At 61.9% G+C, this 14,161-nt stretch carries 13 protein-coding genes and 1 other RNA gene; 1 reads left to right on the forward strand and 13 read right to left on the reverse strand.

The features are described 5' to 3' along the window. Positions 1-65: 65 nt before the first annotated feature. The 6 genes from glmM to ssrA form a co-directional block, all read right to left on the reverse strand. Positions 66-1,403 (reverse strand): phosphoglucosamine mutase, encoded by a 1,338-nt coding sequence (gene glmM, locus ACTQ0H_RS06040; protein ID WP_427795030.1) that lies wholly within the window; start codon positions 1,401-1,403, stop codon positions 66-68. 122 nt (positions 1,404-1,525) lie between these two features. Then, positions 1,526-1,921, reverse strand: a complete 396-nt coding sequence (rpsI, locus tag ACTQ0H_RS06045; RefSeq protein ID WP_022094634.1) for a 30S ribosomal protein S9 — start codon at positions 1,919-1,921, stop codon at positions 1,526-1,528. A gap of 2 nt (positions 1,922-1,923) precedes the next feature. Beyond that, positions 1,924-2,367, reverse strand: a complete 444-nt coding sequence (gene rplM, locus ACTQ0H_RS06050) for a 50S ribosomal protein L13 (RefSeq protein WP_370450665.1) — start codon at positions 2,365-2,367, stop codon at positions 1,924-1,926. A 157-nt stretch (positions 2,368-2,524) separates the two neighbouring features. Continuing rightward, on the reverse strand, positions 2,525-3,403 hold the full coding sequence (locus ACTQ0H_RS06055; protein ID WP_441547930.1) for a patatin-like phospholipase family protein: 879 nt from the start codon (positions 3,401-3,403) through the stop codon (positions 2,525-2,527). Positions 3,404-3,747: 344 nt separating this feature from the next. After that, positions 3,748-4,914, reverse strand: coding sequence for an IS110 family transposase (locus ACTQ0H_RS06060; protein ID WP_154518702.1), 1,167 nt, complete (start codon positions 4,912-4,914; stop codon positions 3,748-3,750). 789 nt (positions 4,915-5,703) lie between these two features. Beyond that, positions 5,704-6,067, reverse strand: a transfer-messenger RNA (tmRNA) gene (gene ssrA / locus ACTQ0H_RS06065). A 239-nt stretch (positions 6,068-6,306) separates the two neighbouring features. On the opposite strand from ssrA, the gene ACTQ0H_RS06070 reads away from it, so the two are divergent. After that, complete coding sequence (locus ACTQ0H_RS06070; RefSeq protein WP_427719414.1) at positions 6,307-6,741, forward strand: hypothetical protein; 435 nt, start codon at positions 6,307-6,309, stop codon at positions 6,739-6,741. Positions 6,742-6,800: 59 nt separating this feature from the next. On the opposite strand, the gene ACTQ0H_RS06075 is transcribed toward ACTQ0H_RS06070, so the two are convergent. From ACTQ0H_RS06075 to ACTQ0H_RS06105, 7 genes are all read right to left on the reverse strand, one after another. Next, entirely contained in the window at positions 6,801-7,316 is a 516-nt protein-coding gene (locus ACTQ0H_RS06075; protein ID WP_441547931.1) for a type II toxin-antitoxin system VapC family toxin, read from the reverse strand. Continuing rightward, positions 7,313-7,693 carry a hypothetical protein gene (locus ACTQ0H_RS06080; protein ID WP_441547932.1) on the reverse strand — a complete coding sequence of 127 codons (381 nt, stop codon included), beginning with the start codon at positions 7,691-7,693 and terminating at the stop codon, positions 7,313-7,315. Before ACTQ0H_RS06080 ends, ACTQ0H_RS06075 begins: the two co-directional genes overlap by 4 nt. A gap of 118 nt (positions 7,694-7,811) precedes the next feature. Further along, positions 7,812-8,030 (reverse strand): hypothetical protein, encoded by a 219-nt coding sequence (locus ACTQ0H_RS06085; protein ID WP_441547419.1) that lies wholly within the window; start codon positions 8,028-8,030, stop codon positions 7,812-7,814. A gap of 888 nt (positions 8,031-8,918) precedes the next feature. Continuing rightward, the gene (gene gatB, locus ACTQ0H_RS06090; protein WP_368139013.1) at positions 8,919-10,595 is read right to left on the reverse strand and encodes an Asp-tRNA(Asn)/Glu-tRNA(Gln) amidotransferase subunit GatB; all 1,677 of its coding nucleotides are present in this window, start codon (positions 10,593-10,595) and stop codon (positions 8,919-8,921) included. Next, positions 10,595-12,109, reverse strand: a complete 1,515-nt coding sequence (gatA, locus tag ACTQ0H_RS06095) for an Asp-tRNA(Asn)/Glu-tRNA(Gln) amidotransferase subunit GatA (RefSeq protein ID WP_441547933.1) — start codon at positions 12,107-12,109, stop codon at positions 10,595-10,597. The genes gatB and gatA overlap by 1 nt, the downstream gene beginning before the upstream one ends. Beyond that, positions 12,109-12,420 (reverse strand): Asp-tRNA(Asn)/Glu-tRNA(Gln) amidotransferase subunit GatC, encoded by a 312-nt coding sequence (gene gatC, locus ACTQ0H_RS06100; RefSeq protein ID WP_035136890.1) that lies wholly within the window; start codon positions 12,418-12,420, stop codon positions 12,109-12,111. The genes gatA and gatC overlap by 1 nt, the downstream gene beginning before the upstream one ends. 293 nt (positions 12,421-12,713) lie before the next feature. Then, positions 12,714-14,000, reverse strand: coding sequence for an MFS transporter (locus tag ACTQ0H_RS06105; protein WP_441538849.1), 1,287 nt, complete (start codon positions 13,998-14,000; stop codon positions 12,714-12,716). Positions 14,001-14,161 lie beyond the last annotated feature (161 nt).

Raw genomic sequence — 14,161 nt, forward strand, 5'->3', positions numbered from 1 at the left:
CCCTTGGACATACCAATAATCAAAACCAGCTTACTAGTTTACCACTTGGCATTGGTTTTTGACCATTAGGGAAGTTCGCGCTTGACAACCTCGACGATGTCGTCAACGACGCGCTGAGTCAGCTCGTGCGTCTCGGCCTCGGCCATCACGCGAACCAGCGGCTCGGTACCGCTCGGGCGCACCAGAATGCGGCCGCGACCGTTAAGCTCCTTCTCGGCGGCAGCGACAGCGTCCCAAATGGGCTGGCAATCGTCCAGACCGGCCTTGTTGTCGGAATGCACGTTGACGAGCACCTGCGGGTACTTCTTCATGATGCCGGCAAGGTCGGTGAGGGTGCGGCCAGTGCGCTTGAGCACGGCCAGCAGCTGCAGCGCCGTCACCAGGCCATCGCCGGTGGTGTTGTGCTCCAGGAAGATGATGTGGCCGGACTGCTCTCCGCCGATAACGGCGCCGTCCGCGAGCATGCGCTCCAGCACGTAGCGGTCGCCCACGGCGGTCTGCACCATCTCAAAGCCCTGTTCCTTCATAGCGATGGAAAAGCCCAAGTTGCACATAACGGTCGAGACGATCTCGGAGTTGGCGAGCTTGCCGCGAGCGGCGAGGTCAGAGCCGCAGATGGCCAGGATGTAATCACCATCGATCTCGTTGCCCTCGCTGTCCACGAACAGCACGCGATCGGCGTCACCGTCGTGGGCCAGGCCGATGTCGGCGTGGGTGCGCAGCACGAGCTCGCGCAGGGGCTCAAGATGAGTGGAGCCGCACTCGACATTGATGTCGGTGCCACAGTAGTCGGTATTGATGGCGTGGACCGTGGCGCCCAGACGCTGAAGCGCGGCAGGCGTGGTCTGGCAGGAAGCACCGTGACCGCAGTCAACGGCAACGACCAGGCCGTCGAGCTTAAGGCCGTCGAGGGTGCTGATAGCGTGGTCGACGTATGCCTTGCGAGCATCCTTCATCTTGATGATGTGGCCCACACCGGCGCCGGTCGGCAGCGTGTCGGCAGCCATGGCCTCCTCGGACATGACCCAGGCGCTGATCTCTTCCTCAACGGCATCGGGAAGCTTCATGCCCTTGCGGCTAAAGAACTTGATGCCGTTAAACTCCGGCGGATTGTGCGAAGCGGAGATGACGATGCCGCCGTCGAGCTCGTTTTGGACGGTGAGCAGCGCCACGGCCGGCGTAGGGATAACGCCGCAGCAGTGCGGGCGACCGCCCTCGGCCATAATGCCAGCGGTCAGAGCGCTCTCGAGCATGGTGCCCGAAAGACGCGTGTCGCGGCCAACGCAAATGTCCGGACCAAGGAACTTGGTCGCCGCACGGCCAAGGCGAAACGCGAGGTCGCACGAGAGGTCGGCGTTGGCGACGCCACGGACGCCGTCGGTGCCAAAGATGTTCTGGGGCATAGGATCGCTCCTTCCCAAGTGGGCAAAACGCACTCGCCCACCCTAGTCGATAAAGAAAAGCGGGACCCGCCGAGCAATCGGCAGGCCCCGCTTGTACATTGTATCTCGTAAGGAGAAAAACCTTAACGCTTGGAGAACTGGGGAGCGCGGCGGGCCTTCTTGAGGCCGTACTTCTTGCGCTCGACCACGCGAGCATCGCGCGTAAGGAAACCGGCCTTCTTGAGGTCAGCACGGTAGTCGCCAGCGTTCAGAAGAGCGCGAGCGATGCCCAGGCGCAGAGCGCCGGACTGACCGGAGATGCCGCCGCCATCGCACAGAGCGATAACGTCGAACTGACCGGCGGTATCGGTCACCTTGAAGGGAGCAAGGGCGTTCTCAACGAGCTGATGACGGCCGAAATACTGCTCGGCGTCACGCTTGTTGATAGTCACCTTGCCGGTGCCGGGGACGAGACGGACGCGGGCGACGGCGTTCTTACGACGGCCGGTACCCTGGTAGACAACGGTGTTCTCAGCCATCTTTAAGCCTCCAGCTCAATCTTCGTGGGGTTCTGGGCAGCATGCGGATGCTCGGCACCAGCGTAGACCTTAAGCTTGGTCATCTGGGCACGGCCGAGGGTGGTCTTGGGCAGCATGCCGCGAACGGCGCGTTCGATGACCTTCTCCGGGTGCTTCTCCATAGCCTGGTGGAAGCTCTCAGCCTTGAGGCCGCCGTTGTAGCCGCTGTGGCGATAATAGGTCTTCGTGTCGGCCTTGTTACCGGTAAGCTGGACCTTATCGGCGTTGATGACGACAACGAAGTCGCCGCAGTCGCTGTTGGGCGTGAACTGGGGCTTGTTCTTACCGCGCAGGATCATTGCGATCTGGGTGGCAAGACGGCCCAGGACAGCACCATCGGCGTCGACGAGAACCCAGTTGCGCTGGACCTCGCCCTGCTTGGCGTAGTGAGTCGATTTCGAAATCACTTAGACTCCTCCATGTACAGTACGTGTTGTTACAGAGATTCACGGGGCTCTGCAAGTAACCCGTCCATATTACCCCGCCCGTCGCCCGAGTCAACAGGTATTTTGGCTCTGACCAGACTTTCTGCACATGTCGTCCATCGGTAATGATGTCGCGACGCTAGCGCTCGACAAATGCCTTGATATCACTTAGCAGACGCTTTGCCTCCTGACGACCCTGAATATACAGGTCGAGAAGCTTTGCCGGATCGTGCTCGACGTGACCGACCTCGACAGGCTTTTGCGGGGCAACGACCAGCGCGCGGCCCTCGCGCTCATACTTCCACAGATGCATGCGCTGGATGTTATAGCGGTCGTGGCGCGTCTCAATAGCCTCGAGCAGATAGGGGTAGTCGGCATAGCGGGCGCGTGCGGCAGGCATAAACTCGTAGGGCTTTTTCTCGTACGAGCGGTCCTGCGTGACAATGACAACCGCGCGATCGAAGCCGGCCTCCTCCAGCACGTGCTCGATGGGAACCGAATCGGCTACGCCGCCGTCGACGTATTTGTGCCCGTCGATCTCGACCGGCGGCGTCACCAGCGGCAGCGACGTCGAGGCGCGCACGGCATCGAGGTCGAGCACGGCGCTTTTGACCGGCAGGTATGCAGCGGTTCCAAAGAGCATGTCCGTCGCGACGGCGTACATCTCGATGGGGCTCGCGTCGAATGCCTCGTTGTCAAAGGGATCCAAGCGGTCCTGGACATCGTTGAAGATGAAGTCGTAACCCACGATGGAACCCGTGGAGGCAAACGATGCGGCGCCCATGAAGCGGTTGTCGTTGCAGAAAGCCAGGTTGATGCGGTTGGCACGGCCGATCTGGTGCGACTTGTAGTTCACGCCGTTGAGGGCGCCGGCCGATACACCGTAGACAGCCGGAATCTCGACGCCAGCCTCCATGAGGATGTCGAGCACGCCCGCGGTAAACTGCCCGCGAAAACTGCCGCCCTCCAAGACGAGCGCGACCTTGCCGGCGTTCTTTGCCTTATCTTCTGCCGTCATGTTGACCTCCTACTGTTTCGTTTTGGCCTTCTTCTACCCAGTTTTGAGATGGAGAGCGCATGGGTTTTGGAGTTGAGGAGGACGGGGCGACTGGCGGAAAGCACGTCCCGTTCTGGGGGGCGATTCCGGGATGGACTTTCCGCCAACAACCTATACGGAAAATGCATCCCATTCTGAGCGTAGATTCTGGGATGCAACTTCCGCTTGAGGCGTCAACGTGAGTAGTCAATTTGGGACGTGTCTCTATAGTTTTGTCAACCGCGTGCTTCGCGCCATTTCGGCATGACGCATCCGGGCGCCTGGCGCCCCCGCTCGGTTTCCTCTTCGGTTGATCCCGCCGCCCGCTAGGCCGCGTACGGGACGGCGTCGCGCATGATCGCGTATATGACCTTGAGCCTCTTCCTCGCGACCGCCTTCAGCGCCTTGCTGTGCCTCATCCCCCTCGCCCTGCACTCCCCGTAGTACCTCCCGAACCTGTTGTCCGTGCCGATGAGGGAGTTGCAGCTGAATATGAGCAGGTTCTTGAGCTGCCTGTTCCCGCCGCGCTGCGGCGACGTCGACCTGATGCTGCTCCCGGAGCGCCTGTCTGACGGCGCCACGCCGCAATAGCTCGCGAGCTCGTCGTGCCCCCTGAACGCGGATATGTCGATCGACGTCACCAGCGCCGCGGCGGTCTTGGGGCCGATCCCGGGCACCGTGAGGAGGCACTCGTAGACCTCGTCGCCCGCCAGCGAGTCGGCCACGAGCGAGTCGAGCTCCTCGATGTCGGCGTCGAGGGAGGCTATCTCCCGGGCGAGCATCCGGACCGCGACGTCCTCGCCGGCCGGGAGCCGCCTTCCCGAGCGCGACGAGGCCAGCAGCGCCTCCCAGAGCCTCCTGGCCCCCGCCGCGGGGGCGCCCGCGCGCCTGGCGGCGTTCGAGAACCTGCGCCAGCCGGCGGCCGAGCACCCGGCGGCCCCGCCGAACTCGGCCAGCATCGACACCTGCCAGCGGCTCGAAGGGTCGACCGCGCCCTCGAGCGCGGGGTCGGCCTCGAGCAGGGTCGCGCGCAGCCTGTTCTTCGCGCGGGTCCTGGCGGACGACGCGAACTCGCGCTGCGACGACAGGATCCGCAGCGAGGCGGCCCCCTCGGGCTCCTCGGGCGCCGGCCTGAGGGCGCGGGGCACGCCGAGCGCGGTGCGCGCGATCACCTCGGCGTCGATGGCGTCGGTCTTCGCGGTGCCGGGGAACATCCCGCGGGCCTGCTTCTCGGCATATCCGGGCAGGTAGGCGCAGGGGTTCCCGTGCGCATGGGCGCGCGCGAGGACCAGCGCGCCGATGTTTCGCTTCTGGTCGACGACGACCAGCGCGCCGGAGCCGGCCCGCTCGAGCAGCCGGTCGATGTCGTCGGGCCTGTTTGCCAGCTCGGCCCTGAAGGCGACGCCCCCTCCCGCATCGAGCGCGCACGCGCTGTGCGAGCTCTTCCCGACGTCGATCCCCAGGTACGCCACGGGCGTCTCTGCTGCAGGCATGGTGTATCCTCTCCCTTGAGCCGGCCGTTAGCCGCGGAAGCGACACCCACATTACCCGGCCGTGGCCCGGTCCGGGCCCGGCACATCTCTATCAGTCGTTCCCCGCGGCCCCTCCCGCCCCGGCGGCAACACGTCCCGGGCCCTCTACGGGGCAGGGGCTGACGGCCGTCCGGGGCGGTCGGCCAGCGACCACCGGTACGGCTCAATCGTATAGCCGTGCAACGGAAAAGAGCCGCCCTTTCGGACGACTCAAACTGTAATGGGGCTATTTTAGCTGCCCTTTGACTGTCGACGAATTATTGGGAACCGGAACTAATATCGACTGGCTTATAGGGGTAGCTAAAATAGCCCCGTCCCAAATTGACTGCTCCACCTTGTAGAGGCTTTGCGCGGAGAATCCGCGTATTTGCTTCGCAAATCCGCACCGGCTTCGGCCGCCTGCCGGCGTCCTCGCCCGCGGGCTAAAAACGCTTACGCGTTTTCTTTACGCCCGCGCCCTGTATAGAGTTCGATTCTCCGCGGTGCGGGGATGACGCTGGCGCAGGGCGTTGCCGGCTGTCATCCGATCGGCATCGCATCTATATAGGGTCGAGGCTTTGCGCGGAGAATCCGCGTATTTGCTTCGCAAATACGCGCCGGCTTCGGCCGCCTGCCGGCGTCCTCGCCCGCGGGCTAAAAACGCTTACGCGTTTTCTTTACGCCCGCGCCCTGCACAGAGTTCGGTTCTCCGCGGTATCTATAAGTAATAAAAAAGCAGGTAGGTGCGTTTACCTACCTGCCTGTAGCTATTGGTGGAGGCGCGGAGAATCGAACTCCGGTCCACGAAAGCCCCCTGATTGGCATCTCCAAGCTCAGTCGCTGGTTTAGTCTCGGACGCTTTGCGCGCAGCGACACGCTCGCGGCATCCCAACCGGTTCGGTCTTAGCCCGCGCCATACCGATTACGTGCGCGGGAGCATTCCCCTAACATGACGTCGCGCCGGTGTCGGGGAAATCACCGGGTTGACGCGCCGCTATAAACTAAGCAGCGAGAGCCATAGGCTCAAAAGAAGAGTTGTTGTCAATTCAATTTGACGGTACCCCTGTTTAACGAGGCGAGGAGACCTCGGCTTGCTTCCTCTCTCAGAGCTATCGTGTCGAAACCAGTCGCCCCCGAATGTTGGGAAAGTCTGGATGGTATCGGGCCTGCAAACACCCGATAACCGTCGACTTTTCAAGGAACACGCGGGATAAACCCCGCTCGTGGATAGCTATCTTACCACGTTCTAAAGGCAGACAGCTGCTCTATGCACGAGCTGTGAAGACCCTAATGTGCACCATACTTCGCATTTTTGCCACTGAACGCGTCACGTATATTTTCCCCAAGCAAAATTGACCCGTCGAAAGGACCGTTATGGATACCAAGCAGCAACTCGTCAATGCCCTCGCAGGCCTGGGCTCAACCATTACCGAAGCTATGGATGTCATCGAAGGCTTTGTCCCCTGCGGACATCCCGCCCTCACGGTATCAAACGCACTCGTCGCGCTAGACGCTGACGATGATGCAGCTCTCGCCCAGCAGTTTGAGACCGTCGCGGGCTTTATCGACCACGTGAGCGAGAACCGCGGCGTGGCCGCCTACCACGGCATCGAGGTCGAGCTCGCGGGTCCCAAAGCCGATCTGCTTGCAGCAATCCGCGAGGTAGGCGCCCTTATGCAGACCGCCGGCGTCAAGAACACCCAGGTCAACGAGTGGGTCTACCGCAGTCTAGCAGCACTAAACGATTCCGACGAAAAGGCCGCCGAGAAGCTCGTCGAAGCTCCCGTCATCAAGGCAGCGCTTTTGTAATTAAAGGATGCGTGGCCTTCTGAGCGCCGACGTTCCGAAGGCCACGCAAACAGTTCGCGCTAACCGATAGCCGCGCCACCACGTTCGGCCAAAGCTAGAATCGGCATCATTTGGCGCGGGGTCTTTGCTGCAAGATCGGCATGTTCGAGCAGCTTGCGATTGTTGGTCACCAAGTAATCGATCTGCGCGCGCTTGCACGCGGCGAGCACCAAGTTGTCCTCGTAATCGCGATGGAGCGTCAGATATTTGTCGGCTAGCCACAGTTCGGATGCATCAGCGCCCACGGCCGTAGCGTTTTCGGTCATGTTCCGAACAAACGCCAACGCCGCATCGCCAATTGCACGGACAGATGCCTCGTCGAGCGCTCCCCCGCCGGCAAGAACGCTACGCTTCGGCTCGTGTTGGACAACGTGCAGCACGTCCTTGGCGATATGCACCGGAAAGAACAGCAACGCCCCCGTCTCCGTCGCCTGCCCAATAAACGCGCACGCGGCAAGCGACTCGGTATGCTCGGCGCAAAACGAATCGACCCATACGTTGGCGTCCACCATAATCTTAAGGGGGCCTCCACTCACAGGATCATCCCCTTTTGGCGATAATGCTCATCCATGGCTTCGGGATAGACTGTGTCCCAGCTGCGGTCATCAGACGCAGATGATGTATCGATGCCCAGGTCCGCGTAAAGCTGATCCACCGCCGCCCATGATGCGACAAACGGCGAGGTGCCACCAGCACTAGGCGGTTGGTCGTCAACGGCCGACAACACCTCTTCGCACGAACCGCCACCCTGCGCTACCTTGGCCACCACCTTTTTGATGAGCTCGGGCAGTGTCCCGCCCGAAAGCCGCAGTGCCTCCTCGGCACGGTTCTTGACCTGGCGATCCACGCAAACGTTCACCTGCGCCATGCCGCTAGCAGCGCCCACGTCGATCTCGCTCCCTTCAATTGCCATCCTCGATAGCAACACTATATAGAGACGCTATCAATTGGGGTCAAATGCAAAAGGCCTGCGCCCGGACGACACCGATGCCGTCTGGGCGCAGGCCAGATAACGTGGGCAAACACGTCTGCTAACGCAAGTAAGCCTTCGCGTTGCTCAGGCTGTAGGCGATCGTCGAGCCGTTGTGCAGCAGCGACGATGCCTGCGAGGCAATCGCGCCGGTACTGCCCAGTGCCAAGAGCGCCGAGTTGGTGAGCATCACCTTAGAGTAGGAGCTCGTCAGACGATCAACGAGGCCCTGGCTCATACGGCGCAGGCGCACGATCGCAGCAAGATCCGTATCGGTCAAAGTGCGCGGAACCGATGATGGCGCGACGCCCTTCGATGGACGAAGTGATGCCGTGCGCCACGATGTACTCGACGGCAGCATGCCGCACGCAATGCCCTGCACGCAGGCATTCTTTACCGGAGCGCTGGCGAGCAGCTTGATGCCAGCCGTACCAAGCAGAAAACCGCCACCGACAAGCAGGGTGTTAAACGTCGACTTCTACATGTTGCTTCTTCCTTTTGCCGCATTGGACACGGCACGGTGCCTCAGCACCCAAGTGAATAAGTTTGCATGAGCACACTTTTGGATAATAGTTAAGTAGGACTAACTATTAAGGTCAAAAATGGTTAACTTTCTGGAAATCTTAGGGTGCAGACCGGCCGACTTTCGACAATCGGTCTGCCGCAACGTACATCTCCGGCATCCAAGAAAGACTCTCCCCCGTCCCAGCAAATCGAGGTCTAATACTTTTCCCGAGAAGTGAACGAGCAAAATCGGACCCCTGAAGCATCCGCATTTTTTAGTAACAAAACCGCAGGGAAAACTCGGCAAAACCGCAGGAAACAGCGTCCAAATTGTGTCGATGCTTCAGAGGTCCAAATAAGGTCGTTCACTTCTCGGGAAAAGTATTAAGCTTCGCTTTCCACAGCCCAAAAATGTGACCAAGGGACCGTCCCTGCGCCACATCCACAAAAAAATGAGGGTGCAAACGGCACCCTCATTCACCAAATTCCATTCAGCCCGACTGACCAGAACGGCCGAGTCGCCACGGAACCGAGGGGCCGGGCGCAGGGCCTTGCCTCTCAATGAGTTCCGCACGAACAGGAGGCGCCAGTGGCGCCTCCGTCGTGAGTCAGGACTGTCCGAAATTGAGAGGCAAGGCCCTGCGCCCGGCCCCTCGGTTCCCGCTTACGAGAGCGAGGTTCTCAGCAACTCGTTGAAGAGCTTTGGGTTACCCTTGCCGCGACTCGCCTTCATGCACTGGCCCACCAAAAAGCCGATGACCTTCTGGTTGCCGTCACGATACTGCTGTGCCTGCTCGGCACAGTTTGCCAGCACCTCGTCCACAATCGGCTGCAGCGCGCCGGCATCACTCACCTGACGCATACCGCGCTCGTCGACGATCTTGTTGGGGTCGTCGCCGGTCTGGGCCATGGCCTCAAAGACCTCGTGAGCCTGGTTGGAGCTGATGGCATCGGTCGCCAGCAGCTTGGCAAGCGCTGCCACCTGAGCCGGCGCGATGCCGGACTCGGCGAGCGACACGCCCGCGCCCTTAAGGTAGGCGATCATCTCGTTCACCAGCAAGTTTGCAACCGTCTGGGCCTCCTTGCCAGCCATACCGGCAGCGGCGGCCTCAAAGAACTCGGCAAACTCCGGGTCACCGGCGATTTGCTCGGCATCGGCCGCCTTAATGCCAAAATCGGCCTCAAAACGGGCGCGCTTGGCATCGGGCAGCTCGGGAATCTCACCTCGGCAGCGATCGATGAACTCGTCGTCCAGATCGAACGGCGCCAAGTCGGGGTCGGGGAACAGACGATAGTCGTCGGCCGTCTCCTTCACACGCATGACCACGGTGCGCTTGCGGCTGGGCTCCCAGTGGCGGGTCTCCTGATAGATAATGCCGCCCTCCTCGAGCACCTCGGCCTGGCGGCAAATCTCGTAGGCAAGGCCGTCGTGCAGGCTCTTAAACGAGTTGAGGTTCTTGAGCTCGGTTTTGGTGCCCAGCTTGGTCTCGCCGCGACGGCGCAGCGACACGTTGCCGTCGCAGCGCATAGAACCCTTCTCCATGGAGCAGTCCGAAATGCCCAGCGTCACAAAGATGCGACGGAGCTTTTCCATAAACAGGCGAGCCTCCTCAGGCGTACGCAAGTCGGGCTCGGTGACGAGCTCGATCAAAGGCGTGCCGCAGCGGTTGTAGTCGACAAGCGACTCGGCCGCGGCGGTAATGCGGCCCTCGGCACCGCCCACGTGCACCATCTTGGCAGCGTCCTCCTCCATGTGGATGCGAAGAATGCGGATGGGCACCGTGTAGGAACCGTCCTCGCGACGCTCGGGCATCTGCAGGTTGGACGCGTCATAGCTGGCCAGATGGCCGGCACGCTGATTGCCCTCGCGCATGGTCGACGTCATGGACGTGGACAGGCCCTCGGCGTTGGCCGAGGCGCTCGCCAGGCTCTGGGCCTCGGCCTCGCCAAACGCGCAATCGGGGCGCTCTGCAGCGCCGCGACCAGTCACGTCCAGGTCCAGGTGACCGTACATGGCAAAGGCGACCGGACCCTGCGTGGTCTGGAAGTTCTTGGCCATATCGGGATAGAAGTAGTGCTTGCGGTAGAACATCGAGTGGCGCTGGATCTCGCAGTTGGTGGCGAGGCCGGCCTTAACGATGCTCTCGATGGCGCGCTTGTTGGGCACCGGCAGGGCGCCGGGCAGGCCCAAGCACACCGGACACACGTTGGCGTTGGGCTCGTCATCGTGGCTGAGCTTGCAGTTGCAGAACATCTTGGTATCGAGTGCGGTGAGCTCGGTATGAATCTCCAGGCCGATCACGGCCTCCCAATCCTGCAGGACCTCGGAAAGCTCCTTCATTACAGCTCGCCTCCCTTCCCGGCAAAATCGGGTGCGACGGAAAGCGCGGGCGCACCCGTGGCGGCATCGGCAAAGCCGCGCTCCAGGGCGCGGGCAAACGTGAGCAGCTGACGGTCCTTAAACGCCGGACCCACCAGCTGGGCAGAAACGGGCAGCTGAGTATCCTCGCCCAAGCCCAGCGGCACCGAGATACCACCGTTGCCGCAAATGTTGAGCGAGATGGTGTACAGGTCGGAGAGGTACATCTGCGTGGGGTCGCTGATCTCGCCAAACTTAAAGGCCGTGCGCGGCGAGGCGGGCATGAGGATGGTGTCCACCTTGGCATACGCGGTGTCGTAGTCCTGCGTGATGAGCGTGCGGGCCTTTTGCGCAGCGTAGTAATACTTGTCGTACACGCCCGAGCTCAGCAGGTAGGCGCCGAGCATCTGACGGCGCTTGGCCTCGGCGCCAAAGCCGTGGGCGCGCGACAGCGAGCTCTGGTCGGACAGGTTGGCGCAGCCCTCCTCCTGATAGCCGTAGCGAATACCGTCGAAGCGGGCCAGGTTGGAGAACGCCTCGGCCGGGCCGATGACGTAGTAGGCGGCGATGGCGGCATCCAGGTGCGGCAGGTCGACCTCGACCAGCTCGGCGCCCTGGTTCTGCAGCTCCTGGGCGGCGCGCTGAACAGCGGACTTGACCTCGGGCGTCAGGCCCTCGGCCTCCATAAACGCGGGGATGATACCCACGCGCTTACCCTCGATGCTGTCGTTGAGATGCTCGGTAAAATCGACGGCGCAATCCTGGCTGGTGCAGTCGTAGGGATCGTGGCCCGCGCCGGTAAGCGCGTTCATGGCCAGCGCGACATCCTCGACCGTGCGGCCGAAGGGGCCCACCTGGTCGAGCGACGAGCCAAAGGCAACCACGCCGTAACGGCTCACGGCGCCATATGTGGGCTTAAAGCCCACCACGCCGCACAGCGACGCCGGCTGGCGAATGGAGCCGCCGGTGTCCGAGCCCAGCGAGAGCGCGACCTCGCCCGCGGCGACGGCGGCAGCGGAGCCGCCCGAGGAGCCGCCGGGCACGCGCTCGGTATCCCAGGGGTTGTTGGTGCGGTGGAACGCCGAGCTCTCGGTGGAGCTGCCAAAGGCAAACTCGTCCATGTTGGCCTTGCCCATGGGCAGGCAGCCGGCATCGAGCATGCGCTGGACGCAGGTGGCGGTGTAGACGCTCTGGTAGTTCTCGAGCATGCGGGAAGCGCAGGTGGTGCGCGTGCCCACAAGGTTCATGTTGTCCTTGATGGCCAGCGGCACGCCCGCGAGCGGGGGCAGCGGCTTGCCTGCGGCACGATCGGCATCCACGCGCGCGGCGGCCTCGAGCGCAAGCTCGGGCGCCACCTGCAGGAATGCCTGGACCCCGCCCTCGCGCGCCTCGATGGCGGCAAGGGAGGCCTGGGCCACCTCGGTAGCGGTAAAGTCGCCAGCGGCAACGCCCGTGGCAATCTGGACAGCGGTAAGGGAATCGAAGCTCTGCGCCATTACTCGCTCTCCCCCTCTCCCAAAATGGACGGCACGCGGAAGTAACGGTCGCGCGCGCTGCCGGCGTTTTCGAGCGCGACGTCGAGCGGCAGGTCGCGCTCGGGCTCGCGCAGGTCATCACCCATCACGTTGGACAGGCTTCCGATGGGATGGAACGTGGGCTCCACGTCGGGCAAGTCATATTGCAAGACGGGCTCGAGCATCTGGACGGCATCGTTCATGTAGGACGTCATCTGGGCGAGCTCGTCATCGGTCAGTGCGATCTTTGCGTACTCGGCGATACCGCGCACGTCTTTCTCGCTGAGTGCCATAGGCGCTCCCTTCCGCATAACAGTTAAACCGCTCTAGTATACAAGGCAACGCCGGCTTGGAGCAGGCGCTTTACCCAAATGCAGCGAAAACGTAACGAGGGCGGCGGTTGGCAGGCGGCGGGCCGGCGGTTCTGCAGCGAAACCGCACCGTCCATAGCGAAAACCGCCACAAAGGTGCCTGGCCCCGTTGTGGTGGCCGGATCCGCAGGATGGCATGACCCGGAGCGCAAACCGTCACAACATTCGACGTTATTCGGCAAAATCGCGATTTTCATCGAATGTTGTGATGGTTTTTACTGCTTTGCGGCACGATCCAAATGCCGGCGTCCAAACAGCAGCAGTGCCGCGGGAACCGCCGTCACGACCATACCCGCCCCGATGAGCGTCTGCTGCACGCCAAACGTCGCCGCCAGCCACGGGGCAATCGCCAGCGGCGCCACGCCGGCGAACATGTTGCCAAAGCCCATGACCGAGTTGACGCGACCGAGCTGTTCGAGCGGGGCCGTCGTTTGCACGATCGTGTTGTGGAGCGGGTTGACGAAGCCCCAGGCCACGCCCAGGGCAATCTGGCCGACGAGGGATACGCCCACGTACGGCGTTCCCACGTAGAGCAGGCTTCCCAGGCCCACGGACAGAAGCGCCACAAGCAGCGTCTTAAGGTTGACCAGGTGCGGCGGCAAGCGGAGCGCGACCACGGCGCCCAGCACCGCGCCCACGCCGCAGGCAGACGAGAGCCAGCCCATCCACTCGACACCGACATGCAGAACATCACGGTAGAAGAATGACTCCAGTGGATCGAAGGCGCCATAGCCAAAGTTCGAAAGGAAAATAATGCAGAACAGCAGGGCGAGGACGCTGTTGGTAAAGACTGTCTTGATGCTGGTCACGAAGGTGACGCGGGTGAATTTATTGGAGTCGGAGCTTTGATCGGCAGTACTTGCCGTTGTGCTGCTATCCGCGGGAGCACTTTCGCGCGCGGCGACGCGACCTGCTTGCGGCCTAAAGCCCCAACCGGCGACGAGCGCCAGTACGGTAAAGATCATCATGAGCAAAAACACCGCGTGTGACGATGCAGCCGCCGCGACAAAGCCGCCCAGCGTGGGGCCGACGATAATGCTCACGTTGGAGGACATGGTGATGGCGGAGTTGATGTCTCTGAGCTCGACGGGGTCGTCGGTGAGATACGCCGGATAGGACGTGGCGACGGGCTGGGCGAATCCTATCACAAAGCCCAGGAGCACCGCGCCGGCAAGGACTGTTCCGGTCGCGCTGCCAAAGGCGATAATCGCCGCGCCGGTTGCCAACGTGCCGAAGATACTCGCCCGGAAATGCCGGCACGGACCCCAAGCGTCAAGCGCCGCTCCACCCGCAAAGGATCCCAGGATCACGAAGACGTTCATAAACAGGACGGCCAGCGATGTCGCAACGACCGAGGCATCGTCTGCATAGGTGAGCGTTCCGATGACGCCGATGAAGTAGCTGGTCTGAAAGCCGGTATATATGAGGAAGCGCATTGCCACCAGGTGCTTAGCCTGCGCGGACAACGAAGGGTGAGGTTTTGAGAGAAGAGATACGAGCACGGAGACTCCTCGTTTCATACGAATACGGGCGGTGGACATTCGCCGCCGTCTGTCAAATCAATCTATCCGCATGAAACATTAAGGACGCATCAGGACCCTTCTCTCCGTTTTTCGCCCGTCATGAACTACTTGGTAGATTGTAAGGCATGTCACAAAAATCT

Source organism: Collinsella sp. LCP21S3_A3 (genome assembly GCF_052118905.1).
Lineage (GTDB): Bacteria > Actinomycetota > Coriobacteriia > Coriobacteriales > Coriobacteriaceae > Collinsella.